The sequence below is a fragment of the Pseudomonas sp. LPB0260 genome (assembly GCF_013388395.1).
This window is the reverse complement of the sequence record NZ_CP058247.1, coordinates 4,560,340-4,586,304: the sequence shown is the minus strand read 5'-3', so window position 1 is coordinate 4,586,304 and position 25,965 is coordinate 4,560,340. Positions and strand designations below refer to the sequence as shown.

The window sequence follows — 25,965 nt, the reverse complement described above, 5'->3', positions numbered from 1 at the left end:
CCGGACTTGCCCAGCTCGAGCGTGACCCGCGGTCCCCCTGATTCGTTCAGAAGGGTATCCCCTCAGCCACACAGAGCCCAACCATGGAAGCCGGAAACGCCCAGCTGTCGATGACCGTACTGATGACCCCGGACATGGCCAATTTTTCCGGCAACGTGCACGGCGGCACCCTGCTCAAGTACCTCGACGAGGTCGCCTACGCCTGCGCCAGCCGCTACGCCGGCTGCTACGTGGTGACCCTGTCGGTGGACCAGGTGACCTTCCGCGAACCCATCCACGTCGGCGAGCTGGTGACCTTCCACGCCTCGGTCAACTACACCGGCCGCAGCTCCATGGAGATCGGCATCAAGGTGGTGACGGAGAACATCCGCGAGCGCTCGGTGCGCCACACCAACAGCTGCTTCTTCACCATGGTCGCAGTGGACGAAAAGGGAAAGCCCATCGCGGTGCCGGTGCGCCAGCCGCAAACCGTCGAGGAGCAGCGGCGCTTCGCCCAGGGCCGGCAGCGCCGGGCGATTCGCCAGGAACTGGAGCAGCGCTACCAGGAGCTGAAGGACGAGGACTGAGGCCACGGCCAAGACAGCCACCCCGGCACCCTGGCAGAATGCGGGCTATCCGCAGCAGATGCACGCGGCTACCTGGAGCTCACCATGCTGACCCTCGGCAATATCTTCGTCCTGATGCTGCTGGCCACCGCCGGCGCCTGGCTGTGGCACGCCCACGGCCTGCGCGAGCGCGCCCTGGCCCTGGTCAAGCAGCACTGCGCGAAGGCCGAGGTCGAGCTGCTCGACGGCAATGTCGCCCTGCGCAAGATCACCCTGCTGGCCGACGCCCGCGGCCGCAAGCGCCTGGCGCGGGTCTATGGCTTCGAGTTCACCGTCACCGGCGAACAGCGCCATGTCGGCAGCATCGTCATGTTCGGCCAGCACCTCGGGCGCATCGAACTGGAGCCCCATCCATTCAACGCCCCGCCGCCGGACAATCCCCAGGTGATCGAGCTGGAGCGCTGGCGCCGCGAGCGCGAGGGCTGAGGCGCGCACCTTCCGACCAAGACAGCGCAGCGCCCTGGACCACTTCAGGGCACGAGAAATGCGAGCACCCGCTCGGCGCAGTCATCGGGCTGCTCCTGCATGAAGCAGTGGCCGCCCTGGACCACCTGGGCGTGGACATGAGCATTGCTGGCGCACCAGCGCGCCACCGACTTGGCGACGAAGGGATAGCTGGCCTGGCCATAGAGCACCTGGGTCGGCGTCACCACCTTGGCCAGCGACGGCCACAGGCGCTTGGGGAAGGAGGAGAAGATGTCCGCCTCGCGGCTCGGCCGGCATTTCAGCTCGACGCCTTCCTCGGTGTCGCGCAGGGCATGATTGATATAGGCCTCGAACGCCGCCTCGGTCCAGCCGCGGAACATGCCGCGGCCGTGCAGGGCGGCATGGGCGGCGAGGCGATCCGGCCACTTTTGGCGCCGCTTGCGCGCCTTGCTGGCCAGGGTGTTGCGCTGACTCAGGCCAACCACATCGGACAGCGCCATGACGCCGATCATCGCCGGGGTGAACAGCACCGGATCGAGCAGCACCGCGCGCTGGAACAGCTGTGGCTGCTGGGCCAGCATCAGGCCGGTCAGCACGCCGCCGAAGCTGTGTCCGGCGGCGAAGGCCGGCACCTCGGCAAACTGCTCACGCCCGGCGGCGAAAGCCTCCAGGGCCAGCTCGGCGCTGCGGTTCCAGCCGTGGAAACGGCCGCCGTGGTCGCTGTCGCCATGCCCCTGCACATCGCACAGCCACAGGTCGAAATCCTCGGCCAGGCGTTCCAGCAGCGGCTCATAGACCCGCCCGCAATAGCCGTTGCCATGCAGGAAGTGCAGCAGCGGCTTGCCCGAGGGCGGGCTGTTCCAGCCACGCAGGGTAAAACCGGCGGAACAGGCGTGGGACCAGGACTCTAGATGCATGGCTGTATTCGGCGGTGGGAACGACGGGCAAGCTTATCAGGCCGGCGCGGATGACCAATCGGTTCTGCTTGTCGGCTTCGGCGCCGCCGACAAGCCGTGGACACTAGCCCCTGCAGGCGGCCATGGCCTGACGCAGCGCGTCGACGTCCTGGGGGGCGGCGAAGATCAGCTCCAGGCGCGAGTCCTTGCGCCAGGCGCTGGCCTGCCAGCGCAGCGGCTGACCGTCGAGGGCGTTGGCCGAGCACCAGCCAGCGTCGCTGTGCAGCACCAGCTTGGCGCGGCGCCAGGATAGGGTCGCCAGCCACTGTTGCACGGCGCGCTGGGCGAAGCGCTGGCTCGGGTGCCAGGACCAACCGATACTCCAGCCCTCGGGCAGCGCCTGGACCTGGCAGATCGGCTCGGCAGGCGTGCGCCAGATGCGCGGCAGCGGCGCAGACGCTTCCGGCAATCCCGCCAGATCGCCGCCGTCCGACACCTCGCGGGCATATCCGGGCAACTGCGCCAGGTCCAGCGCCGCCTGGCTGGTCCAGTGCAGCGCGCACGCGGGTAGCTGGGCCTGCACCCTGGCCCTGGCCGCCTCGTCCAGGTCCTCGGCCTTGTTCAGCAACAGCAGCCCGGCACTGGCCAGCGCCGCCTGCTGGCTGTCCGCCAGGGCCTGACCGGCGGCCAGCGCCGCAGCGTCCAGCACCAGTACCGGGGGCTGCACGGCCAGGACCCCGGCCCAGGGCGGCTGGCGCAGTTGTTCGAGGAGCAGCACGGGATGGCCGAGGCCGGAGGGCTCGATCAGCAGGCGCTGCGGCCGGGCCTTGCGCAGCAGGCGACCCAGCCCGACCTGGAAGGGCACGCCGTTGACGCAGCACAGGCAGCCGCCGGCCACCTCGCCGAGGGCCACGCCCAGGGCGTCGGTTTCCAGCAGGGCGGCATCCAGGCCGATCTGGCCGAATTCATTGATCAGCACCGCCCAGCGTTCATGGGCCGGCCGCTGCGCCAGCAGCTGGCGAATCAGGCTGGTCTTGCCGGCCCCCAGGGGGCCGCCGATCAGGTGCGTGGGGATGTGCTTCAGCATGGGCCTATGGTGCGGTCAAAGGGCCGGGAGGAGAAGCCCCGGCGTGCTGCGCAGACGCGGAAATCGCGTCGTGCTAGAGTCGCCGGCATCTTCACCGGGAGTCGATTCGATGCGTCGTCTAGCGCTGCTGAGCCTCTGCGCCCTGTCCACCCTGGCCTGGGGCGAGGCCTGCGTCATCCACAGCCAGGCCGAGCGCCTGGACGTCAAGGTCTGCCAGCAGAACCGCAGCATCCCGCCGCAGCTGTTTCGCAACGGCTTCTGCCAGCCGCAGCTCAAGGGGCAGAAGGTCGAAGTGGCCTTCGTCGAGCAGTGCCCGATGGGCGCCTTCGGCGTCTGCCGCAATGCCAGGGTCGGCGGCACACCGTACCAGCAGGATATCCACTACTACGGCGTGAGCAGCGACGCCACCTACCTCAAGCCCTTCTGCGAAGGGCAGAACAAGGGCGTGTGGATGGCCCGCTAAAGGCCGGCCCGACTACGCCAGCCAGTCCAGGGTCAGCAGCAGCCGACGCTCGCCACCGAGCGGCTGCGGCGAGCGGTGGATCAGCCCACGGCCCTCGTTACCCGACCATTTCTCGCCCTTGGCCAACAGCACATGCCCGGCCTGGCTGCCGTTGATCAGCGCCGGGTCCTGCGGCTCCGCGTTGGGATCGCCCAGCCGCTGGCGCAGCATCGCGCCTTCCGCCAGCCACTGACTGCCCGGCCCCGCATAGCTGGTGATCAGCCGCACGGGCACATGGTCGACGTGAAAGCGCGGGCACATCGCCCGGTCCAGCGCACGCAGGCGCAGGCCGATGCGCCTGGCATCGAACAGGCAGGCGAAGGCGCCGACCAGCCAGGCAATATCGGCCAGACAGACGGCCTGACCCGGCAGGTCGCTGTACTCGGCAAGCAGGCCGGTCAGCTCGGGCTGGCTCTCGCTGGTCGCCAGGTCGAGGACCAACGTCTGCCCCAGGGCATGCCCCTGGGCCAGCAGCAGGCCGGCGAAGTCGGCGATCTGCGCCGGCAGGCGACGCTGCCAGATCGCCAGGTTGACCTCGTCGCGCAGCACTTCGGTGAGCACCTCCAGCTGCTCGCCGAGCATCTGGGTGGGCGGCTGTCGATACAGGAGCGCATGCATCAGGCGGCGTCCTCCTCGACCCAGGGACCGAAGGGGTCCGCCAGGCTGGTCCAGGACTGCTCGCCCTGGGCCATTTCCGTGTCGTCGAGCAGGCAGGCGTCCAGCTCGGCATGCAGCCGGGCGAAGTCGATGTGCTGGCCGATGAACACCAGCTCCTGGCGACAATCGCCGACATCCGCCTGCCAGTTCTGCATGATTGCCTGCAGCCCCTGTTCATCCTCTGGCCACTGGCTTTTCGGCACGAAGCGCCACCAGCGCCCGGCAAAACCGTGGCGCATCAGGCCACCGGCCTGGGACCAGCTGCCGGCTTCGCGCGGCTTGCTCGCCAGCCAGAAGAAGCCTTTGGAGCGTAACAGCCGGCCATTGCTCCACTCGCGGCCGAGGAAGTCGAAGAAGCGCTGCGGGTGGAACGGACGACGCGCGCGGTAGGCGCTGGAGACGATGCCGTACTCCTGGCTTTCCGGCACGTGCTCGCCACGCAGTTCCTTGAGCCAGCCAGGCGCCTGGGCCGCACGCTCGAAATCGAAACGCCCGGTGTTGAGGACCTTTTCCAAGGGCACCGCGCCCATGCTCATCGCATGCACCTCGGCATGGGCATTGAGGCTGCGCAGGATGGCCGTCAGCTCTTCACGCTCGGCCTGGCTGATCAGGTCGATCTTGCTGATCAGGATGACATCGGCGAACTCCACCTGCTCGATCAGCAGGTCGGTGATCGAACGCTGGTCCTCCTCGCCGAGGGTTTCGCCACGGCTGCCCAGGTCTTCGGCCTCATGGTAGTCGCGCAGAAAATTCAGCCCGTCGACCACGGTGACCAGGGTGTCGAGACGCGCCAGGTCGGCCAGGCTCTGGCCCTGTTCGTCACGGAAGGTGAAGGTCTCGGCCACCGGCAAGGGTTCGGAGATGCCGGTGGATTCGATCAGCAGATAGTCGAAGCGCCCCTCCGCCGCCAGCCGCGCGACTTCCTTGAGCAGGTCTTCGCGCAACGTGCAGCAGATGCAGCCGTTGCTCATCTCCACCAGCCGCTCCTCGGCGCGGCTCAGGCTGACATCGCGCTGGACCTCGCGGCCATCGATATTGATCTCGCTCATATCGTTGACGATCACCGCGACCTTGAGCCCCTCGCGGTTCCTCAGCACATGGTTGAGCAGGGTGCTCTTGCCGGCGCCGAGAAAGCCGGACAGCACGGTTACGGGTAGACGGTTATCCATTGGGGGTTCCTCGCACATCACGGATATGGCGTTCGCGTTGTTCCTGACGCTCCTTGGCCTCGACGCAGAGGCTGGCGGTGGGCCGCAGCAGCAGGCGGCGCAAACCGATCGGCTCGCCGGTCTCGCTGCACCAGCCGTACTCGCCGCGGGCCAGGCGCTCCAGGGCTTCGTCGATCTTGTCCAGCAGCTTCTTCTCGCGCTCAAGCTGGCGCAGCTGCCACTGCCGCTGCTCCTCGGCACTGCCAAGGTCGGCCGGATCGCTGGCCTGCTGCTGTTCGCGCAGCTCACCGAATTCCTCGTCGATGCGTCGTTGCAGTTCACCGCGCTGCACGATCAGGCGCTGGCGGAAGAACGCCTTCTGCGTGTCGTTCATGTAGGCACTGGCGGGCATGGCGAGCAGTTCGGATTCGCTGAGCACGGTCGGGTCTCGTCAGGGTTGCATCTTTTATCTGTTATAACATAACACTTTAGTTCACAACCATTCCGGAAATACGATGACCGACCTCAGCCTGCCCGATATCGCCGCCCAGACCAGCCCCCGGGCTCTGCCCACCTTGGATTTCGTCGGCATGCAGCAGATAGCCTTGCCCGTATTGTTCGCCGGCAAGCCGCTGGACTGTCGGGTGGACGCCGGGGTCAGCCTGGACGATGCCAATGCGCGGGGCATCCATATGTCGCGCCTGTACCTGGCGCTGGAGGCCCTGGAGCAGCAGGAGCTGAGCCTTCCGACCCTGCAAGCGGTGCTGCGCCAGTTCCTAGGCAGCCACGCTGGCCTGTCGCAACGTGCCTATCTGAACCTGCGCGGTGAACTGCTGCTCAAGCGCCCGGCGCTCGTCAGCCCGCTGGCCGGATGGAAGGCTTACCCGCTGGCACTCAACACCCGCCTGGACGACACGGGGTTTCACGTGGAACTGCAGCTGACGCTCGGCTATTCCTCGACCTGCCCGTGCTCGGCGGCGCTGGCGCGGCAACTGATTCAGCAAAAGTTTCTCGCGGATTTTGCCCAAGGACCGCTCGAGCATGCCGACATAGTCGCCTGGCTTGGCGCTTCCAGCGGCATCCTTGCCACCCCCCACAGCCAGCGCAGCGAGGCGCGCCTGCAGCTGTGCCTCGAGCCGACGCTGGAGACCCTGCCAGTGCTTCGCCTCGTGGATGCTGCCGAAGCGGCACTGGGTACCGCCCTGCAGACGGCGGTCAAGCGCGCCGACGAGCAGGCCTTCGCCCTGGCGAACGGGAAGAACCTGATGTTCTGCGAGGACGCCGCTCGCCGCCTGCACCAGGCGATGCGCGAGCAGCACGGGATTCGCGCTTTCACCCTGCAAGTGATCCACGCCGAGAGCCTGCATGCCCACGACGCGGTGGCCAAAAGCCGCTGGGACGGACAGGCATGAGCCACTGCCGGGCCCGGCAATGAAGGGCCCGCGGACCGGCCAGCAATCTCGCGTCGGCGCAGCGCAGCAGGCACAATGACGCAATAGCGGTTAAGGTCTTGCCTTGACCCGAGACATCAGCCTACGAGGAGCGCATGCAGGTCGAACAGATCGAAATTCGCGACCACCTGAGCCGCCATGCGCCCTTCGATGCGCTGCCGGAGGAAACCCTCGACGAGATCGCCCGCCAGGTGGAGGTCGGCTACTTCAAGGCCGGCAGCGACATCCTCAGCTACGGCGCGCCGATCGAGGATCTGCACTACATCCGCAGCGGCGCGGTGGAGATCTACCGGCGCAACGGCGAACTGTACAACCGCCTGGCCGAGGGCGAAGTGTTCGGCCAGTTCGGCCTGCTGCGCGGGCACAAGGTACGCCTGCCGGCCCGCGCCATCGAAGACAGCCTGATCTACTTCATCCCCGGCGCCATGTTCGAGCAACTCTGCGAGGCGAATGACGCCTTTGCCGACTTCGTCGAAGCCGAGGGCGTGTCACGCCTCAAGCCACGCGAGGCGCCCCAGGGCAACGCCACCGAGCTGATGAGCACGGAGGTGCGCAAGCTGATCACCCGGCGCACCGTCAGCGTGCCCCTGGGCACCTCGGTGCAGGACGCCGCGCGGATGATGACCGAGCACGGCGTCTCCTCCCTGGTGATCTTTGGCACCAAGGCCGCCGGCGACAGCGGCCCGACCCAGGTTATGGCCGGCATCACCACCGACCGCGACCTGCGTACCCGGGTACTGGCCGAGGGCCTGGCCCTGGACACGCCGGTGGACCAGGTGATGTCACCCGATCCGATCACCATCCAGGCCGAGGACTCTGTGTTCGAGGCGATGCTGTGCATGCTGCGCAACAACATCCATCACCTGCCGGTGGTGCACCGCCAGCGGCCGGTCGGGGTGATCAACCTCTCCGACATCATCCGCTACGAATCCCAGAGCAGCCTGTACCTGGTCAACAACATCTTCAACCGGCAGTCGGTGGCGGAGCTGCAGGGCCTGCTGCCGGACCTGCGCGCGACCTTCCTGCGCCTGGTCAACGAACAGGCCAACGCCCATATGATCGGCAGCGCCATGTCCGGCATCGGCCGCAGCCTGACCCAGCGCCTGCTCGAGCTGGCCGAGCAGGAGCTCGGCCCGCCACCGGTGCCCTACTGCTTCCTGGCGCTGGGCTCGATGGCCCGGGATGAGCAGCTGATCGTCACCGACCAGGACAACGCCCTGGTGCTGGACAACCGCTTCGACCCGCGGGTGCACGACGAGTATTTCCTCAAGCTGGCGACCTTCGTCAGCGACGGCCTGGCGGCCTGCGGCCACAGCTATTGCAAGGGCGGGATCATGGCCACCAACCCCAAATGGCGCCAGCCGCTGCGGGTGTGGAAGGGCTATTTCACCCAGTGGATCGAACGCCCCAACCCGGAAACCCTGCTCAACGCCTGCATCTTCTTCGATCTGGACAGCGTCTATGGCGAAGCCGCGCTGGCCGAAAGCCTGAAGGCGCTGCTGGCGGAGAAGGCCAGCAGCAACCCGCTGTTCCTCGCCAGCCTGGCGCGCAACGCCCTCAACCGCACGCCGCCCCTGGGTTTCTTCCGCACCTTCGTGATGGAAAAGGATGGCCAGCAGAACAACATCATCAACCTCAAGGGCCGCGGCACCGCGCCGCTCACCGACCTGATCCGCGTGCATGCCCTGGCCTGCGGCTCCAAGGCGCAGAACTCCCTGGAACGCCTGGACGCCATCGCCGAGACCAAGCTGCTCACCGAAGAGGCCATCACCCAGCTGCGCTATGCCCTGGAGTTTCTCTCCATCGTGCGCATACGCCACCAGGCCATGGACATTCAGGAAGGCCGCGAGCCGGACAACTACATCGAGCCGGAGCACATCTCCGCCGCCGACCGGCACAGCCTCAAGTCGGCCTTCCAGGTGCTGAGCAATGCGCAGAAGTTCCTGCGCTTCCGCTATCCGGGACAGGAAGCGGGGCGGCCACTGTGAGCCTGCCAGGCACCCTGCTCAGGGACGGCAAATCGAGCATCCCCGACTGGCAGAACATCCTCGGCGAACTCGCGGCCAAAACCCGTGATGAACGGCTATCGCGCTTCTATAAGGCAGGCACCGTAAGCGCGGATACGCCGCTGGAAGACGTACCTCTGCTGGCCCTGGACGTGGAAACCACCGGCCTCGACAGCCAGCGCGATTCGATCGTCAGCCTCGGCCTGGTGCCGTTCAACCTGCGGCGCATCCGCTGCGGCCAGGCGCGCTACTGGGTGGTCAAGCCGGCGTGCGAGCTGAGCAGCCAGTCGGTAACCTTCCATCACATCACCCATTCGGACATCCGCGACGCACCGCCGCTGGCCAGCGTGTTCGACGAACTGCTGGCCGTCATGGCCGGCAAGGTGATGGTGGTGCACTACCAGCGCATCGAGCGCGGCTTTCTCGATCAGGCCATGCGCCAGCTGATCGGCGAAGGCCTGCATTTTCCGCTGATCGACACCATGCAGCTGGAAGCCCGGCTGCACCGCGGCAAGCATCGGCCCGGCTGGCTGGACCGGATGATGGGCCGCAAGCCGGTGTCGATCCGCCTGGCCGACAGCCGCCTGCGCTACGGCCTGCCGCTGTACCAGGCACACCATGCCCTGACCGATGCCCTGGCCACCGCCGAATTGCTGCAGGCCCAGGTGGCGCGAATGGACGCCGGGAGCATCGCGGTCGGCGAACTCTGGCAATGAAAAAAGGCGCACCCGCCTGGGTGCGCCTTTATCGGTAGCGCGTGCTAGCGAACAGCCTCAGCTGCCCACTCAGCGCGGCTCGGACATCAGTCCCTTGACGATGGAGATACAGCCGACCAGCAGCACGATGGTGAAGGGGAAGCCAGCGGACACCGCCATCGCCTGCAGGGCCACTAGGCCACCGCCGAGCAGCAGGGCGATGGCCACCACACCCTCCAGAATCGCCCAGAAGGCGCGCTGCGGCACCGGCGCATTGACCTTGCCGCCGGCGGTGATGGTATCGATCACCAGGGAGCCGGAGTCCGACGAGGTGACGAAGAACACGATCACCAGGACGATACCGACGAACGAGCTGATCTCGGTCAGTGGCAGCTCGCCGAACATGGCGAACATCTTCAGCTCCAGCGCGGCATCCTGCACCCCGGTGAAGCCATCACCGAGCAGTTGGCTGAGCGCCGTGCCGCCGAAGGCGGTCATCCACAGCACCGATACCAGCGAAGGCACCAGCAACACTGCGATAAGGAACTCGCGCACGGTACGGCCGCGGCTGACGCGGGCGATGAACATACCGACGAACGGCGACCAACTGATCCACCAGGCCCAGTAGAAGGCGGTCCAGCCCTGGCTGAAGTTGGCATCTTCGCGGCCGATCGGGTTGGATAGGGCTGGCAGGTTGACCAGGTAGCTGCCCAGATTGCTGAAGAAGCCGGTGATGATCGCCAGGGTCGGACCGACCACGATGATGAACAGCAGCAGCAGCGCCGCCAGCACCATGTTGATTTCCGACAGGCGCTTGACCCCCTTGTCCAGGCCGGCCATCACCGAGACCAGGGCGATCGCGGTGATACCCACCACCAGCAACACCATGCTGGTGTCGTTGGACTGGATGCCGAACAGATACTCCAGCCCGGCCGATGCCTGCTGCGCGCCGATGCCAAGGGAGGTGGCTAGGCCGAACAGGGTGGCAAGCACCGCGAGGATGTCGATGAGGTGCCCCGGCCAGCCCCAGACCCGCTCACCGAGCAGCGGATAGAAGATCGAGCGGATGCTCAGCGGCAGGCCCTTGTTGAAGGAGAACAGTGCCAGGGACAGGGCGACGATGGCGTAGATCGCCCAGGGGTGCAGGCCCCAGTGGAAGATGGTGGCGGCCATGCTCAGGCTGGCGGCGGCCTGCTCGTCGCCGGCCGCGGCACCCAGGGGCGCCCAGTCGGTGCGTACACCGTCCTCGCCGACACTGGTACCGCCCAGGGACGAGCCGTAGTGCGACATCGGCTCGGCCACGCCATAGAACATCAGGCCGATACCCATGCCGGCAGCGAACAGCATGGCGAACCAGCCTTTGTAGGTGTAGTCCGGGGTGGCTTCCTTGCCACCCAGGCGCACCCGGCCCAGCGGCGAGAAGATCAGGCCGACGCACAGCAGCACGAAGATGTTCGCCGAACCAAGGAAGAACCAGGCCAGGTTGCTGGTCAGCCAGTTGCGCAGGGCGGTGAACAGCGGCTCGACCTCGCTCTGCAGGGCCAGGGTCAGGACCACGAACAGCACGCTGAGCAGCGCCGAGATGGTGAACACCTTGCCATGGATGTCCAGGTTGAAGAGGAAGCGACCCTTGATGTTGTCCTGGCCGATGACATAGTCGGTGTCGATCAGGTTCGCTGCCCCGGTCGGGGCTGGAATGCTATCCAGGCTCTCTGCTGGCGGGGCTTTCCCCTGCGCAGGATCTTTTGCCATGTGACGTGCTCCTTTTTTGTTTGACTCGCAGATAGACGCAAACACTGGGCTGCGCCCTGCACGTTTCGACCGATTTTCAGCTCGGCTGCCCATAAGCGTAACAGCCCAGCCGACACCCTGCCGGTCCGAACGCGGCACGCCCCTAGGCGCAGGCGTCAGATCTTGCCGCCTGGCCCCCGGTTGATGCGACACTGCACGCTGTGACTGGCCTGCTTTACACCGGTTTCTGCCGCACAGGAATGCGCATGCTCACGGACCTTGGCATCCCCCACCTGCTGACCTACCTGCTCGCCGCGATCCATACGCTCGGCGTACTGGCCGCCATCCACGCGGTGTTCACCGTGCGCACCGCCCAGGGCGCCATCGCCTGGGCGGTATCGCTGTTCTTCATGCCCTACCTGACCCTGCTGCCCTATCTGGTGTTCGGCCGCAGCCGCTTCGATGCCTATATCAAGGCCCGGCGCCTGGCCGACCAGGAGATGCACAGCGCCATCGCCGCGCTGAACTGGCGGCCCTGGGTCGAGGAAGCCATCACCGCCCGCGCGTCCAAGGCCTTCCGCCGCCTGCGCGCGCTGCCGCGCCTGGGCTCAATGCCCTGCCTGGCGAACAATCAGGTGCAGCTGCTGATCGACGGCGAGGCGACCTTCGCGGCGATCTTCGCCGCCCTGGCCGAGGCCCGCCAGGTGATCCTCCTGCAGTTCTTCATCGTCCGCGACGACGTCCTCGGCCGGCGCCTGCATGAGCGGCTGCTGGAGCGCGCGCGCGCCGGAGTGCGGGTGTACATCCTGTACGACGGCATCGGCAGCCACGCCCTGCCCCGCCACTACATCGACAGCCTGCGCAGCGCCGGCGTGCAGATCCATGCGTTCCCCACCCGCGGCGGGCTGTTCAACCGCTTTCAGCTGAACTTCCGCAATCACCGCAAGGTGGTGGTGGTGGACGGCGAGCGCGGCTTTCTCGGCGGCCTCAATGTCGGCGACGAGTACCTCGGGCGCAAGCCGCCACTGGCGCCCTGGCGCGACACCCACGTCGAGGTGCGCGGCCCGGTGGTCGCCTGCCTGCAGGAATCCTTCGCCGAGGACTGGTTCTGGGCCACCCGGCAGATCCCGCCGCTGCTGCTGCCCGAGGCCTACCCGAGCAGCGGCATGCTCTGCCAGCTGATCACCAGCGGCCCGGCCGACCCCCAGGAAACCGGCTCGCTGCTGTTCGTCGAGGCGATCCACGCCGCGCGTGAGCGGATCTGGATCACCAGCCCCTACTTCGTGCCCGACGAGGCGCTGTTCAGCGCCCTGCGCCTGGCCGTGCTGCGCGGCGTCGACGTGCGCATCCTGCTGCCGGCGCGCCCCGACCACCGGGTGGTCTATGCCGCCTCCAGCCTGTACGCCTTCGAGGCCCTGCGCGCCGGGGTCCGGGTGTTCCGCTACCTGCCCGGGTTCCTCCACCAGAAGGTCATGCTGATCGACCAGGGCGCCTGCGCCATCGGCAGCGCCAACCTGGACAACCGCTCGTTCCGCCTGAACTTCGAGATCACCCTGCTCACCGTCGACGACGCCTTCGCCAGCCAGGTCGCGCAGATGCTCGAGGCCGACTTCGCCCGCTCGCGCGAGCTGGTCCGGGCCGACCGCCACAAGGTGCGCCACCTGCAGCGCCTGGCCATGCGCGTGGCGCGGCTGATCTCGCCGATACTCTAGGCCGACAGAAAAACCCCGAAGGCCGGCGTCACTGGCTATGGTTAGTGCTGAGTCGCGAGCTTTGCATTACGGAGTCTCAACGAGTCGCTGCCGATGAACTTCCGCCTGCCGGTCATCTTCTGCTTCAGTCTGTTGGCCGGCGCCACTGCGCTGCACGCCGAACAGTACCGCGTGGGCGTCGAGCGCCAGCCCTACCTGCCCTACTTCACCGTCGAAGACGGCCAGTACCGGGGCTACGCCCGCGAACTGCTGGACGCCTTCGCCGCCGACCAGGGCCACCAGTTCACCTACGTGGCGCTGCCGGTCAAGCGCCTGCTCGGCGACTACCTGGCCGGCAAGCTGGACTTCAAGTTCCCCGATCACCCGCACTGGAAAACCCGGCAGAAGCAGGGCCACCGGGTCCACTACAGCCAGGCCGTGGCGCCTTATACCGACGGCGTGATGGTGCTGCGCGCCCACGTCGGCCTGGGCAAGGCGCGGATACGCCGGCTCGGCACCCAGCTGGGCTTCACCCCCTGGCCGTACCTGGCGGACATCGAGGGCGGGCACATGAGCCTGACGCAGAGCAATCACATCGACTCGCTGCTGCGCATGGCGGCCAGCGGCCGGGTCGATGCGATCTACCTCAATCCGCGGGTGGCACGCCTGGCGCTGCGCGCCGCCGGCCTGGCGGAGGACGCATTGCGGTTCGACCCCGGACTGCCCCATGTCGACGGCGACTATTACCTGTCCAGCCGCCTGCATCCCGAGGTGATCGCCGCCTTCGACCGTTTCCTGCAGCAGCAGCCGCAGCTGGTGCAACGGCTCAAGGCCAAGTACGAAATCGACTGAGCACCGCGGCAGCGCCGTTCGGCAAGCTGCAGACGAACAAAACCCCCAGTGGCCAGGCCGACTGGGGGTTTTCCTCTTGCAGCAGCCCGCGCTTGTGGCGCCGGGAGCGGGCGCGGCCTCAGCCGTCACCCTGGCCCTTGTCCACCGGGGACAAGGGGGAGCCGAGCTCACAGCTCCAGAGTTCCAACGCCGGCTGGCTCGCTTGTGGCGGGCCGAGCCAGTCACTCATTGGGTGACAACGCTGGTCGAAACACAGTTGGTAGTCCCCTGCCTCGGGGGTTCGCCCCAGGCGCAGCGGTTGCAGGGGCGGTAACTGGCGGCGGTAGTGCCAGCTGCCCTCATGCAGTTCGGCATCGGCAGGAATCTCCATGCCGGCGCCCGAACCCTTGACCCGCGCCTCGCCGAGCAACAAGCCCTCGGCGGCGACGCGGTAATCCTCTTCCCAGCGAATCTTCTCGATGCTGTGCCGCCAGGCCAGGGTGAACGCCGGAACCGGCAGTTCGGCCCAGATCGCCCCGGCCAGGCCCATGCACAGCCCGATCACGCGGCGGCCGCCTGGACGCGGCGACCGCGCCAGAAATGCACGGCGAGGAACAGCACGGCCAGGGCGAAGCCGATCTCATCGCTCATCGGCGTGGCGAGGATCAGGCTGGCGCCGGCGGCGAAACCCAGCGCGCGCTCCCACCAGGGCATCTTGCACTGCAGGAAGCCGGTGAACACCGCGCCCCACAGGCCGATCGCCACGGCCGCCTTGAACAGGATGTACAGGGTCGCCAGCCAGCCGCCGCTGCCTTGCAGCATCAGCGCCGGGTCGTAGACCGCCATGAACGGCACGACGAAGCCGGCGATGGCGATGCGGATGGCCCACAGGCTGATCTTCAGGCCCTTCTCCTTGGCAATCGGCGCGGCGGCGAAGCAGGCCAGCGCCACTGGCGGGGTGAGGTCGGCCATGATGCCGAAGTAGAAGACGAACATGTGCGAGACGATCAGCGGCACGCCCAGCTCCAGCAGGGCCGGCGCGGCGATCGAGCTGGTGATGATGTAGTTGGGGATGGTCGGGATGCCCATGCCCAGCACCAGGCAGGTGAGCATGGTGAGGATCAGCGAGAGGAACAGGTTGTCCTGGCCGATGGCCAGGATGTAGCCGGCGAAGGTCGAGGCCACCCCGGTCAGCGACACCACGCCGATGATCACCCCCACCAGGGCGCAGGCGATACCCACCGGCACCGCATGGCGTGCGCCTTCGACCAGCGCGTGCAGGCAGATGACCAGGGTGTCGCGGCCGCCCTTGATGAACCAGCAGATCGCCACCAGCAGCGCGACCACGGCGAACACCACGCCGATGCCGAGCTGGAAGAAGCCGGCACAGAGCAGGCCCAGGGCGATCCAGAAGGCCATGCGCAGGCCGAACGAGGACACCCGCAGGATGATCGCCGAGCCGAGGATGACGATGGCGGTCAGCGACAGGCCGACCATCCCGGAGAACAGCGGGGTGCGCCCGGTGAACAGCAGGTAGATCAGGATGAACAGCGGGATCAGCAGGAACCAGCGCGCCTTGACCGCCGCCCAGGGATCGGGGCACTCGGCTTTCGGCAGGCCCTGCAGGTTGGCCCGCTTGGCCTCCAGGTGAACCATCCAGAACACCGAGCCGAAGTACAGCAGCGCCGGCACCAGGGCGGCCTTGGCCACCTCGAAGAATGGCACGTTGATGGTCTCGGCCATGATGAACGCCACCGCGCCCATGATCGGCGGCATGATCTGGCTGCCCATGCTCGAGGTGGCCTCGACGCCGCCGGCGAAGGCCGCGCGGTAGCCGAAACGCTTCATCAGCGGAATGGTGAACTGGCCGGTGGTGACCACGTTGGCCACGCCGGAGCCGGTGATGGTGCCCATCAGCGCCGACGACACCACCGAGACCTTGGCCGGGCCGCCGAGCTTGTGGCCGAACAGGCCCATGGCGAAGTCGGTGAACAGCTTGATCATCCCGGCCTGCTCGAGGAAGGCGCCGAACAGGATGAACAGGAAGATGTAGGTGGCCGACACATAGGTCGGGGTGCCATAGAAGCCCTCGGTGCCGAAGGACAGCTGGTTGACGATCTGGTCCAGGCCGTAGCCGCGGTGCGCCAGGTCGCCCGGCAGGTACTGGCCGAACAGGCCGTAGGCGAGGAACAGGCCGCAGATCAGCGGCAGGGCGATGCCCATCACCCGGCGCGCCGCCTCGAACACCAGCACCGTCAGCGTCAGGCCGATGACCATGTCCATGTCGGTCAGGTCGCCGGAGCGCTGGATCAGGTCGGCCTCGAAGTACCATTGATAGCCCGCGGTGGCCATGCCGGCCAGGCCGAGCAGCCAGGCCAGGGGTTGCCAGGGCTTGTCCTTGCCATCGGCGGGAAAGCTGAGAAACACCACCAGCAGCAGGAAGCCCACGTGCACCGCGCGCAGGATCTGGCTGGATACCGGGTGGAAGGCGGCAGTGATGATCTGGAAGCTGGAGAACAGCAACGCCACGTAAAAAAGCGCCTTCGGCCAGTCGCCCGGACGCGCAGCAAGGCCTTGGTTGTGTTCACTCATGGAGGTCACGCCCTCAATACAACATCGATAAAGCGGAAGAGTCGCTAGCAAAACCTGCCGTGGACGCGGCGCGCCGCCGCTCGGCAGCTGCCTAAGCGGCCGCCGGCGAAACAGGCCGCCACGCTGGTTTTACTAGCGTCTCTGTGGAGAACCAGCGGGCGAACGGACGGCCGCCGCCAGGGCGACCGTTCGTTCGCCGGTGTGGCTTACAGCGCGCCGACTTCCTTGTAGAAGCGCTCGGCACCCGGGTGCAGCGGGATCGGCAGGTTCTTCGCCGCAGTTTCCAGCTTGATGTCCTGGGCCGCGGAGTGGGCGGTGCCCAGGCGCTCGAGGTTGTCGAACATCAGCTTGGTCATCTGGTAGGCGACCTCGTCGGACACGCCCTCGTGGCTGACCAGGATGTTGGTGATAGCCACGGTCGGTACTTCGGCGTCCTGGCCGTCATAGGTACCGGCTGGGATGGCGGCGGCCTGGTAGGCGGCGTTGCCGATCTTCGCGGTCACTTCGCCCGGGATGGCGACGAAGGTGATCGGCAGGGTCGCGGCCAGGTCGCGGATCGCCGCCATGCCCAGGCCCGAGGACTGCAGGGTGGCATCCAGCTGGCGGTTCTTGATCAGCTCGACCGACTCGGCGTAGGGCAGGAACTCGACCTTGCCCATGTCCTCATAGCTCAGGCCGGCGGCCTCGAAGATGGCGCGGGCGTTCAGCTCGGTGCCGGACTTCGGCGCGCCGACGGAGATGCGCTTGCCCTTGAGGTCTTCCAGGCTGGTGATGCCCGACTCCTGGCTGGCGACGATCTGGATGTAGTTCGGGTAGGTGGCGGCGATCGCCCGCAGCTTCTTCAGCGGCGTCTTGAAGCCGGCGTCCTCCACACCTGTCCAGGCGTCGGCGACCGAGTCGCCCAGGGCCAGGGCCAGCTCGCCACGCCCTTGCTGCAGCAGGTTGAGGTTCTCCACCGAGGCCTTGGTCGCCTGCACCGAGGTCTTGGCGCCTTCGATGCCGTTGCTGTACAGCTGCGACAGGCCGACGCCGATCGGGTAGTACACACCGCTGGTGCCGCCGGTGAGGATGTTGATGAAGGTCGGTGCGGCGAGCACCGCGGTGCTGGCAGTCAGGGCCGCAGCAGCGGCGAACAGGCTGAAACGCTTGGTCAATCGCATGGAAGAATCTCCGTCGTTGTTATGACTTGTGCAGAGTTTTCACTGTAGACGATGCCCGTCCGCCGCAGCTTCGGGGCCCGTCCGGGGACTAGCGGATTTCGCGAAAGCGGCAATCGCCGACACCGGGCCAGGGCCTGGCGCGCAAGAGGAGGCGCGGAACAGCGGGGCGAGACAAGCTCGCGGAGCGGCAGTGGCGGTTCATTGGCTGACCTCTTGTCTTTCTTATGGTCGCCCGCGCTTGCAGAGGCGCGTGGCTGACAAGAGCTATAGCAGGTAGCGTGCCAGGGCAGGAAAGCCCCGTAATAGAGGGGTCAAGCCCAAACAACGCGGGATAGACAAGCAACTTTCCGCCCATTCATAACCGACAATAGGCGGAAAATTGCCTATTCGTCGTCGGGGCTGCCGGCTGGCCGATAGCTGCTGCGCTGCAGGCCGTGTCGTTGCATCTTCTCGTTGAGGGTGCGCCGCGGCAGCTGCAGCAGGGCCATGACCTGGGTGATATTGCCCTGGCAGCGCAACAGCGCGTTGTGCAGGCACTGGGCCTCGAAGGCCTCCATCTGCTCGGCCAGGGACTGCGCCCCGCCCTCCGCCTCCGCCGTGCTGAGGCCCAGGGCGTGGCGCTCGGCGGCGTTGATCAGCTCGCGCACGTTGCCCGGCCAGTCGTGGCCGAGCAGCTTGGCCAGCTCGCCCGGCGCCAGCGCCGGTGCCTCGCGGCCGTTGCGCAGCGCCGCCTGGCGGGCGAAGTGCTCGAACAGCAGGGGGATGTCCTCGCGCCGCTCGCGCAGCGGCGGGATGCGCAGGGTCGCCACGTTCAGCCGGTAGTACAGGTCCTCGCGAAACCGCCCCGCGCGCACCTCGTCCATCAGGTCCGGCTTGACCGCGCTGATCACCCGCAGATCGACGCGGATGCTCTTGTTCGAGCCGAGGCGCTCCAGGGTCTTCTCCTGCAGCACGCGCAGCAGCTTGACCTGCTGGGCCAGCGGCAGGCTCTCGATCTCGTCGAGGAACAGGGTGCCGCCGTCGGCATGCTCGATGCGGCCGATGCGCTTGCCCTGGGCGCCGGTGAAGGCACCACTCTCGTGGCCGAACAGCTCGCTCTCGAACAGGTTCTCCGGAATGGCCGCGCAATTGAGGGCGACGAAGGGCTTGCCGGCGCGCGCGCTGAAGTCGTGCAGGCAGCGGGCGACCCGCTCCTTGCCGCTGCCGGTATCGCCACGGATAAGGATGTTGACCGAGGTGGCGGCCAGCTCGAGGATCTGCCGGCGCAGGTTCTCCATCGGCTTGGACATGCCGAGCAACTGCCCCTCGATGCTGTCCTTGAAGGCGAACTGCTGGCGCAGCTGGCGGTTCTCGCAGACCAGGCGACGCTTGTCCAGGGCGCGGCGCACGCTGTCGAGCAGGCGCTCGGGGGTAAAGGGTTTCTCGATGAAATCGTAGGCACCGTTGCGCAGGGCCTGCACCGCCATCGGCACATCGCCGTGGCCGGTGACCAGGATCACCGGCAGGTCGCGGTCCAGCGCCACCAGCTTGTCGAGCAGCTGCAGGCCGTCGCTGCCGGGCATGCGCACATCGCTGACCAGCACCCCGGGAAAGTCGCGGTCGACCAGGGCCAGGGCCTGTTCCGCGCTGGCGCAGCTCTGCACGCGAAAGCCGGACAGCTCCAGCCACTGCTGCACCGCCTCGCGGATCGCCGCCTCGTCATCGACCACTATTACCTGACCGCTCATCACGCCTCCTCAGTCCATGGTTCCAGTGTATCGCGCAGGCCGGTTGCCTCGCAGCCGCAAAGGCCCGCCTAAGGCGCGGGGGCCAGCGGCAGGCGCAGGGTGAACAGCGCGCCCTCGGCGTGGTTCGCCGCCTCCAGGCTGCCGCCCAGTTCGCGGACGATGCCATAGGACACCGCCAGCCCCAGGCCCAGGCCCTGGCCCACCGGCTTGGTGGTGAAGAACGGCTCGAACACATGACCCAGGTGCTCGCTGGCAATGCCACCGCCGCTGTCGGCGACCCGCAACAGGCAGTGCTCGCCATCACGCTGCAGCGACAGGCTGAGCACCCGCTTGTCGACCCCGGCCATGGCGTCCAGGGCGTTGTGCAGCAGGTTGAGCAGCACCTGCTCGAGGCGGATGGCGTCGCCCAGCACCTGCACGCTGGCGTCGATCTCGCGGCGCAGCTCCACGTCTTCGTTGCGCAGACGCGGCGCCAACAGCTGCAGGGCCTGCTCGAGCACCTCGCTCAGGCGCAGGCGCTCGCTGAGGCCGGCCGGGCTCTTGCGGGCGAAGGTCTTCAGGTGGCCGGTGAGCCCGGCCATGCGCTGCAGCAGGCCGTCGATGCGCTGCAGGCCCTCGCGCACATCGGCCTGGCGGCCGCTGTCGAGCAACAGGCGCAGGCTGCCCAGCTGCATCTGCATGGCGGTCAGCGGCTGGTTGATCTCATGGGCCATGGCCGCCGACATCTGCCCCAGGGCGGCCATCTTCGCCGCGTGCACCAGGCCTTCCTGAGCTTCGCGCAGCTCCGCGGTGCGCAGCGTCACCTCGCGCTCCAGGCGCTCGCGGATGCCCGCCTGCAGGCGCTGGTTCTTGCGCCGCTGGGCGAGATAGAGCAGGAGGAAGGCCAGGGTCATCCACACCCCGGCGGCGGCCAGGCGATAGCTGCGCACGCTGTCGACCAGGGTCTGCGGCTCGACCAGCAGGTGCAGGGTCCACTCATCCTCGGCCAGCGTCAGGCTCTGCCAGAGGTAGTCACGGGGCCCTTCCGGCCCGCTCACCCGGCGCCACTCGGCGGCGGTATCGATCTTGCCGCGCAGCTCGCTGGGCAAGGGCTGGAGCGCCTGCTCGGCGTACTTGCGCACCTCCACCAGCTCCGCGCGGTCCTGATCGCTCAAGGCCTGCAGGGCACGGAAGCGCCAGGCCGGACGATTGCTGAGGATCACCACCCCATAGCTGTCGGCGACCAGCAGCACCCCGGGCTGGGCGGCCCACTCGCGCTGCAGCTCCTCCAGCTCCAGCTTGACCACCAGCACCCCGAGCACCCCGCCATCGTCGTCGCGTACCACGTGGGAGAGGAAATAGCCGGGAATCCCGGTGGTCACGCCGACCGCGAAATAGCGCCCGGCCGACTGGCGCAGGGCATCCTGGAAATAGGGGCGAAAGGCGTAGTTGTTGCCGACGAAACTGGTCCAGTCGCGCCAGTTGCTCGCCGCCAGGGTGTCGCCGCGCTGGTCGAGCAGGTACAGCACGTTGGAGCCGGCGGCGGCGTTGAGCTGTTCCAGGCGCTGATTGAGGCGTCCGCGCAACAGGCGGTCGCTCGGCGCACGCAGCAGCGACTTGATGTCGCTGTCCAGGGCCAGCACCTCGGGCACCGAGCGGAAACGCTCGACCAGGGTGTGGATCGACTGGGCATACAGCTGCAGCTGGCCGCGGGCCTCACCGCTGCGCTCCTCCCAGGCACGCCGCTCGGCATAGCGCCCGGCCAGCCAGATGCTGGCGGACAGGCCGAGGAGAATCAGCGCAACGATCAGGACGACGCGATAACGCAGGAGGAAAGCGGGCATGCACGGCTCGGCTCAGGGCAATGCCGGCATGGTAAGGCAATGCGTCACCTGTTGCAGGCCGGGCTTTGTGCCCTGGCCTGGCGCGGCTATAGTCGCGGACGACAGGGACGAGGGAGCGAAGCGACATGGCACAGGCACACCCGGCGAGCACACCACGCTTCTGGCGCGACCCCGCACTACCCTTCGTCGAAGTACGGGATGTAGTGGATGGGCGACGGGTGTGCTACGCCAAGCATTCCCACGACACCTTCTCCATCGGCGCCATCACCACCGGCCGCAGCACCTACCTCAACGAGAAGGCGCGCGAGCGCATCGGCGCCGGCAGCGTGGTGCTGATGAACCCGGGCGACGTGCACGCCTGCAACCCCATAGAGGGCCAGCCCTGGTCTTACCAGATGTTCTATGTGGACACCGCCTGGCTGACTGAGCTGCAGCACCAGCTGGGCTTCGACCGCAACCATCCGCTACGCCCCTTCGCGGCTATCCTCAGCCAGGACCCGGCGCTCCATGCCGGCCTGACCGGCCTGTACCACCTGCTCGTCGATCCGCAGGTCGAGACTCTGGCCAAGCACTGTGCCCTGCTGGAGTTCTTCAGTGGCCTGCAGCAGCGCCTCGAGCCAACGCCCGCCAGGCGCCGCGCAGACAACCCACGTATCCACCTGGCCGCCGAGTTCATCCGCGCACATTGCACCCGCCCCTTGAAGCTGGAGGACATCTGCGCGGCGGCCGGCCTCTCGGCCTCCTACCTGACCCGCTGCTTCCGCCGCCACTACGGCATGACGCCCCATGCCTACCTGGTCAACTGCCGCATCCAGTTTGCCCAGGCCCGGCTCAGGCGCGGCGAGGATATAGTCGAGGTGGCCCTGGCGGCCGGCTTCGCCGATCAGGCCCACCTGCAGCGCACCTTCAAACAGCTGCTCGCCGCCACCCCGGGGCAGTACCGCCGCGCCAGCTGATCAGGCCCACAGCAGGTAGACCGCCGAGCCCAGCAACAGCAGCGCCAGGCCGCGATTGAACAGGCGCATGCGCCCGGCCTCCTGCAGGTACTGGCCCATGAACGTGCCCGCGTAGGCCCAGCAGGCGATGGACAGGTAACAGATGACGAAGTACAGCGCGGCGAACTGGCCGACCAAGCCAAACTCGCCGCCCGCCGCATAGGCCCCCATGCCGGCCAGGGACGCCAGCCACGCCTTGGGGTTGAGCCATTGCATCAGCGCCCCGGTGAGCAGCGAGGGCGGTCGCTGCGCCTTGCCGCCGTCCAGCCGGCCATCGTCGCGCGCCAGACCGTAGGCCATGTACAGCAGGAAGGCCACCCCCGACCAGCGGATCAGCACATCCAGCGCTGGCCACTGACTCAGCAGCTGGTGCAGACCCAGGCCCATGGCCAGCAACAGCAGGGTGAAGCCCAGGGTCGCCCCGGTCACATGACGCAGGCTGGCGCGCAGGCCATAGTTGGCACCGCAACTCAGCGCCACCAGATTGACCGGGCCCGGGGAAATGGAGGCCGCCAGGGCAAAGGCCGCCATGGAAAGCTGGAGGTTCATCGCACACCTATCGGGGTCGTCAGAGAGAAGGCGCAGACTGACGCCCGCGAAGGGCTGCGGTATTGAAGAAAAATGCCCTGACCGGGGATAGGGAGCCGGTGCGCGGCTCAGCGATACAGGTCGGCGCGGGTCCAGGGCAGATCGTGGCGGCCATCGGCGTGCGGCTTGACCGCGAGGATCTGGTGCAGGTTCATCCAGCCGTGGGCGAAGCCATAGGCGCAGCCGGCCAGGTACAGGCGCCAGATGCGCAGCGCCTGTTCCGGCACCAGCCGCGCCGCCTGGTCCAGCTGGGCCTCCAGGCGTGCGCTCCAGTGATCCAGGGTGCGCGCGTAATGCAGGCGCAGGCTCTCCACATCGACCACCTCCAGGCCGGCCTCGCTGATCCGCGCGGTCATGGTGGCCAGGTGCGGCAGTTCGCCCTCGGGGAACACGTAGCGGTCGATGAACTCGCCGCCGCCGCGGGCCACCGGGCGGCCGTCGGTGTAGCGGGACGTGATGCCGTGGTTCATCACCAGGCCGCCACTCTTCACCGCGCCGAACAGGCGCTGGCAATAGAGCGCCAGGTTGGCGTGGCCGACGTGTTCGAACATGCCGACGCTGACCACTTTGTCGAAACGGCCGTCCTGGGGCAGGTCGCGGTAATCCAGCAGTTCCAGTTGCACCTGCTGGTCCAGGCCCTCGGCCGCGACCCGCTGGCGGGCCAGCTCCAGCTGCGCCTGGCTGAGGGTGATGCCGTACACCTCGACGCCGAACTCGCGGGCGGCGAAGCGCGCCAGGCCGCCCCAGCCGCAGCCGACATCCAGCAGTCGCTCGCCCGGGCGCAGGCGCAGCTTGCGACACAGGTGGCGCAACTTGGCCTGTTGCGCCTGGTGGATGTCTTCGGTGCCGGTCTCGAAATAGGCGCAGGAATAGACCAGCTCGCGATCCAGCCAGAGCCCGTAGAAGTCGTTGGACAGGTCGTAGTGGTAGCTGATCGCCGCGGCATCGGTGTCCTTGTCGTGGGGCTGGAACTCCGGCTCGGCCGATGCCTCATCGCCGATCAGCGCCTGGCTGAGGGCATCGCCGACGGCGATTACCTCGCTGATCGGCCCTTCCAGGTCGATGCGCCCCTCGACGTAGGCGCCACCCAGGGCGTCCAGGCTCGGATGGGCCAGCTGCGTCACCAGGCTCGGGTCCTTGACCACCAGGGTGACCCGTGGCTGGGGGCCCAGATCGATCTGCTTGCCGTCCCACAGGCGCAGGCGCAAGGGCAGTTGCAGGTCACGCAGATTTGCCGGCAGATAGGCGAGCATGGCACCTCCCTCCTCTCCAGATCACTGGAAAGAGTAGTTCAGAAGACTGCTCAGTCAGGCCATCGGTTCCCCATAAGCTGGCTATCGGCCATGCCGCTGCAGCAGCCCGTCCTGCAGCCACTGGCGCAGCCAGCTGGCGGCCTGCAGCGGCGCGTTGTCGCCGAACTCGCCGAGCTGTTCGCAGAGTTCGGCGAAGCTCCAGCCCTCGATCGCCATGCCGCGCAGGGCGGCCTCCTCGGCCGCGCCGAGGCTGCGGTAGTGGCTGATCAGGCCGTGCCGCCAGATCAGGCAGACCTGGGCCAGGGGCAATTCCAGGCTGCCAGGGAATGCGGCCTGCTCCTTGTACGCGCGCCAGATCGCCAGGCTGTTGAAGCGACAGGCCTGCCATTGCACGCCGGGTAGCAGGCGCACCTGCAGGGCGGGCCAGTCCTCGGGCGCCAGGGCGGCCATCTGCTCCAGGGTCAGGGGCTCGCCCGCCGGCGCATCGAAGGCCAGGGTGAAGGCCCACTCCAGGCGCGCCAGTTCGCCGAGCGGCGCGGCCTGCTCTGGCACCAGGTGGCCGTCGATGAATTCGCCTAGGCGCTCGCCCAGCCAGCGCAGGCTGAAGTGCCGGGAGGGATGACGGTCGATGTAAGCCTGGGCCAGGGCGTCGAACTCCTCGTCACCTAGCCAGCCGTGCAGGGCGCCGTAGTCACCGCGCAGGGCTTCGAGCAGCCGCGCCCGATAGGCGTTGTGATAGATCGCCAGGCCTTGCTCGGCGTCCAGCGCCGGACTGCCACGCAGGCTGTCGCGCAAGGCCGGGCTGGGCCTGGGGTCGGCGCCGAGCAGATAGTCCTCGATTTGCCGCTGCCAGTCGTTCAGTCGCATAACGGCGTGACCTCCAGCGCCTCGGCGGCGACGGCGCGGGCCTTGCCCAGTTCGTCGAGCAGTTCCGCCAGCGGTGGGTAGTGGTCGTCGCGCTCGAGCAGGGTCGCGACCGGCCCGAGATGGCGCAGGGTGCGCCGGTACAGCTGCCAGACCGGGTCGGCCACCGGCTGGTCATGGGTGTCGATCAGGTAGCTGCCATAGTCGCTGTGCCCGGCCAGGTGCAGCTGGCGAATGCGCCGCGGTGGCAGGCCGCTGATGAAATCCCAGGGCTCGAAACCAAGGTTGCGCGCGCTGACGTAGACGTTGTTGACGTCGAGCAGCAGCTCGCAGCCGCTCAGCTCGCTCAGCGCGGCGAGGAACTGCCATTCGCTGAACTGATCGTCGGTACTGCGCAGGTAGCTGGAGACGTTCTCCAGCACCAGCGGCCGCTCGATCACGTCCTGCACCTGGCGTACCCGCGCGGCCACGTGCTGCAGGCTCTCCTCGGTGAAGGGCAGCGGCAGCAGGTCATGCAGCTGGTGGGCGCTGCCACGGCTCCAGCACAGGTGGTCGGATATCCAGGCGGGATTGACCCGCTGCGCCAGCTGCTTGAGGCGCTGCAGGTAGTCTCGATCCAGTGGGTGGGGGCCGCCGATCGACAGCGATACGCCGTGCATGACCAGCGGGTAGTGCTCGCCGATGGCGTCCAGGTAGTAGAGCGGCTTGCCACCCTCGACCAGGAAGTTCTCGGTGACGATCTCGAACCAGTCGACCGGCGGACGCTGCTCGACGATCTGCTGGTAATACGGGGTGCGCAGACCCAGGCCGAAGCCCAGGCAGGCTGCATCAGTGGACATGCCGAACTCCTTTGCTGACAGGATCGGGGCGACCCGGCCGGGGCCGCCCTATTCCTTTCACTCGCCGACCGTGCCGCCGGCGTCATTGCACTCGGTCAGGGTCATGCTCTTGAAGCCCTGGCCCTTGCACGCGCCCTGGCCCTTGCAGGCGTTGTTGGCGGTCTTGCAGTCGTTCTGGCCCTTGCAGGCATTGACGCCGTAGCAGTTGACCATGGCCTCCTCGGCCATGACCAGGGTCGGCAGGCTGGCGAACAGGCCGGCGGCGGCGAGCGCCAGGGCGGCGCCGGCGGCAGTGGTCTTGATGGACATGCTGGTAATCCTCTTGTGGTGGGATAGCTCGGTCCGGTACGACGGGATCTGGGCCGACACCTTTTAGAGTCGGCGCGCTCGGCACCGTT

At 67.5% G+C, this 25,965-nt stretch carries 25 protein-coding genes; 9 read left to right on the top strand and 16 right to left on the bottom strand.

The features are described 5' to 3' along the window. The first annotated feature begins 83 nt into the window (after positions 1 to 83). On the top strand, positions 84 to 566 hold the full coding sequence (locus LPB260_RS20475; RefSeq protein ID WP_208707707.1) for an acyl-CoA thioesterase: 483 nt from the start codon (positions 84 to 86) through the stop codon (positions 564 to 566). Between the two features lie 84 nt (positions 567 to 650). After that, positions 651 to 1,031 (top strand): DUF3301 domain-containing protein, encoded by a 381-nt coding sequence (locus tag LPB260_RS20470; protein ID WP_208707706.1) that lies wholly within the window; start codon positions 651 to 653, stop codon positions 1,029 to 1,031. A gap of 44 nt (positions 1,032 to 1,075) precedes the next feature. Here LPB260_RS20470 and LPB260_RS20465 read toward each other — a convergent pair whose 3' ends face one another. Then, positions 1,076 to 1,948 (bottom strand): alpha/beta fold hydrolase, encoded by an 873-nt coding sequence (locus tag LPB260_RS20465; RefSeq protein ID WP_208707705.1) that lies wholly within the window; start codon positions 1,946 to 1,948, stop codon positions 1,076 to 1,078. Positions 1,949 to 2,051: 103 nt separating this feature from the next. Beyond that, positions 2,052 to 3,014 carry a GTP-binding protein gene (locus LPB260_RS20460; protein ID WP_208707704.1) on the bottom strand — a complete coding sequence of 321 codons (963 nt, stop codon included), beginning with the start codon at positions 3,012 to 3,014 and terminating at the stop codon, positions 2,052 to 2,054. 109 nt (positions 3,015 to 3,123) lie between these two features. Here LPB260_RS20460 and LPB260_RS20455 point away from each other — a divergent pair, with 109 nt between their 5' ends. After that, positions 3,124 to 3,477 (top strand): NADH:ubiquinone oxidoreductase, encoded by a 354-nt coding sequence (locus LPB260_RS20455; protein WP_208707703.1) that lies wholly within the window; start codon positions 3,124 to 3,126, stop codon positions 3,475 to 3,477. 12 nt (positions 3,478 to 3,489) lie between these two features. Here LPB260_RS20455 and LPB260_RS20450 read toward each other — a convergent pair whose 3' ends face one another. From LPB260_RS20450 to dksA, 3 genes are read right to left on the bottom strand one after another with little or no spacing between them, the layout of a single operon-like run. Continuing rightward, positions 3,490 to 4,134, bottom strand: coding sequence for a DUF1826 domain-containing protein (locus tag LPB260_RS20450; protein ID WP_208707702.1), 645 nt, complete (start codon positions 4,132 to 4,134; stop codon positions 3,490 to 3,492). After that, positions 4,134 to 5,342, bottom strand: a complete 1,209-nt coding sequence (zigA, locus tag LPB260_RS20445) for a zinc metallochaperone GTPase ZigA (RefSeq protein ID WP_208707701.1) — start codon at positions 5,340 to 5,342, stop codon at positions 4,134 to 4,136. Before zigA ends, LPB260_RS20450 begins: the two co-directional genes overlap by 1 nt. After that, the gene (gene dksA / locus LPB260_RS20440) at positions 5,335 to 5,733 is read right to left on the bottom strand and encodes an RNA polymerase-binding protein DksA (protein ID WP_208710064.1); all 399 of its coding nucleotides are present in this window, start codon (positions 5,731 to 5,733) and stop codon (positions 5,335 to 5,337) included. Before dksA ends, zigA begins: the two co-directional genes overlap by 8 nt. A gap of 103 nt (positions 5,734 to 5,836) precedes the next feature. Between dksA and folE2 the strand changes: the two genes are divergently transcribed. From folE2 to LPB260_RS20425, 3 genes are all read left to right on the top strand, one after another. After that, the gene (gene folE2 / locus LPB260_RS20435; protein WP_208707700.1) at positions 5,837 to 6,733 is read left to right on the top strand and encodes a GTP cyclohydrolase FolE2; all 897 of its coding nucleotides are present in this window, start codon (positions 5,837 to 5,839) and stop codon (positions 6,731 to 6,733) included. A gap of 134 nt (positions 6,734 to 6,867) precedes the next feature. Then, entirely contained in the window at positions 6,868 to 8,760 is a 1,893-nt protein-coding gene (locus LPB260_RS20430; RefSeq protein WP_208707699.1) for a DUF294 nucleotidyltransferase-like domain-containing protein, read from the top strand. Continuing rightward, entirely contained in the window at positions 8,757 to 9,494 is a 738-nt protein-coding gene (locus LPB260_RS20425) for a 3'-5' exonuclease (protein ID WP_371926112.1), read from the top strand. Before LPB260_RS20430 ends, LPB260_RS20425 begins: the two co-directional genes overlap by 4 nt. A 69-nt stretch (positions 9,495 to 9,563) precedes the next feature. On the opposite strand, the gene LPB260_RS20420 is transcribed toward LPB260_RS20425, so the two are convergent. Then, a complete protein-coding gene (locus tag LPB260_RS20420; RefSeq protein WP_208707698.1) occupies positions 9,564 to 11,225 on the bottom strand; it encodes a BCCT family transporter in 1,662 nt (553 codons plus the stop codon). Between the two features lie 245 nt (positions 11,226 to 11,470). Here LPB260_RS20420 and cls point away from each other — a divergent pair, with 245 nt between their 5' ends. Then, a complete protein-coding gene (cls, locus tag LPB260_RS20415) occupies positions 11,471 to 12,916 on the top strand; it encodes a cardiolipin synthase (protein ID WP_208707697.1) in 1,446 nt (481 codons plus the stop codon). Between the two features lie 93 nt (positions 12,917 to 13,009). After that, on the top strand, positions 13,010 to 13,747 hold the full coding sequence (locus LPB260_RS20410; protein WP_208707696.1) for an ABC transporter substrate-binding protein: 738 nt from the start codon (positions 13,010 to 13,012) through the stop codon (positions 13,745 to 13,747). Between the two features lie 118 nt (positions 13,748 to 13,865). Here LPB260_RS20410 and LPB260_RS20405 read toward each other — a convergent pair whose 3' ends face one another. The 5 genes from LPB260_RS20405 to LPB260_RS20385 form a co-directional block, all read right to left on the bottom strand. Beyond that, positions 13,866 to 14,291, bottom strand: a complete 426-nt coding sequence (locus LPB260_RS20405; protein WP_208707695.1) for a DUF1850 domain-containing protein — start codon at positions 14,289 to 14,291, stop codon at positions 13,866 to 13,868. Beyond that, on the bottom strand, positions 14,288 to 16,318 hold the full coding sequence (locus LPB260_RS20400; protein ID WP_208707694.1) for a TRAP transporter permease: 2,031 nt from the start codon (positions 16,316 to 16,318) through the stop codon (positions 14,288 to 14,290). The genes LPB260_RS20405 and LPB260_RS20400 overlap by 4 nt, the downstream gene beginning before the upstream one ends. 206 nt (positions 16,319 to 16,524) lie before the next feature. Continuing rightward, entirely contained in the window at positions 16,525 to 17,478 is a 954-nt protein-coding gene (locus LPB260_RS20395) for a TAXI family TRAP transporter solute-binding subunit (RefSeq protein ID WP_208707693.1), read from the bottom strand. A 383-nt stretch (positions 17,479 to 17,861) separates the two neighbouring features. After that, complete coding sequence (locus LPB260_RS20390; RefSeq protein ID WP_208707692.1) at positions 17,862 to 19,205, bottom strand: sigma-54 dependent transcriptional regulator; 1,344 nt, start codon at positions 19,203 to 19,205, stop codon at positions 17,862 to 17,864. 68 nt (positions 19,206 to 19,273) lie between these two features. Further along, complete coding sequence (locus tag LPB260_RS20385; protein ID WP_208707691.1) at positions 19,274 to 21,028, bottom strand: ATP-binding protein; 1,755 nt, start codon at positions 21,026 to 21,028, stop codon at positions 19,274 to 19,276. Positions 21,029 to 21,153: 125 nt separating this feature from the next. On the opposite strand from LPB260_RS20385, the gene LPB260_RS20380 reads away from it, so the two are divergent. Beyond that, positions 21,154 to 21,984, top strand: a complete 831-nt coding sequence (locus tag LPB260_RS20380; RefSeq protein ID WP_208707690.1) for an AraC family transcriptional regulator — start codon at positions 21,154 to 21,156, stop codon at positions 21,982 to 21,984. On the opposite strand, the gene LPB260_RS20375 is transcribed toward LPB260_RS20380, so the two are convergent. The 5 genes from LPB260_RS20375 to LPB260_RS20355 all read right to left on the bottom strand — a co-directional run bounded on the left by LPB260_RS20375 (position 21,985) and on the right by LPB260_RS20355 (position 25,876). Then, positions 21,985 to 22,572 carry a LysE family translocator gene (locus LPB260_RS20375; RefSeq protein ID WP_208707689.1) on the bottom strand — a complete coding sequence of 196 codons (588 nt, stop codon included), beginning with the start codon at positions 22,570 to 22,572 and terminating at the stop codon, positions 21,985 to 21,987. Between the two features lie 107 nt (positions 22,573 to 22,679). Then, positions 22,680 to 23,864 (bottom strand): C17 cyclopropane fatty acid synthase CfaB, encoded by a 1,185-nt coding sequence (gene cfaB, locus LPB260_RS20370; protein WP_208707688.1) that lies wholly within the window; start codon positions 23,862 to 23,864, stop codon positions 22,680 to 22,682. Positions 23,865 to 23,945: 81 nt separating this feature from the next. Then, a complete protein-coding gene (locus LPB260_RS20365; RefSeq protein ID WP_208707687.1) occupies positions 23,946 to 24,731 on the bottom strand; it encodes a DNA-binding domain-containing protein in 786 nt (261 codons plus the stop codon). Continuing rightward, positions 24,722 to 25,567 (bottom strand): DUF692 domain-containing protein, encoded by an 846-nt coding sequence (locus LPB260_RS20360; protein WP_208707686.1) that lies wholly within the window; start codon positions 25,565 to 25,567, stop codon positions 24,722 to 24,724. Before LPB260_RS20360 ends, LPB260_RS20365 begins: the two co-directional genes overlap by 10 nt. 57 nt (positions 25,568 to 25,624) lie before the next feature. Beyond that, positions 25,625 to 25,876 carry a hypothetical protein gene (locus LPB260_RS20355; RefSeq protein WP_208707685.1) on the bottom strand — a complete coding sequence of 84 codons (252 nt, stop codon included), beginning with the start codon at positions 25,874 to 25,876 and terminating at the stop codon, positions 25,625 to 25,627. Between the last annotated feature and the right edge of the window lie 89 nt (positions 25,877 to 25,965).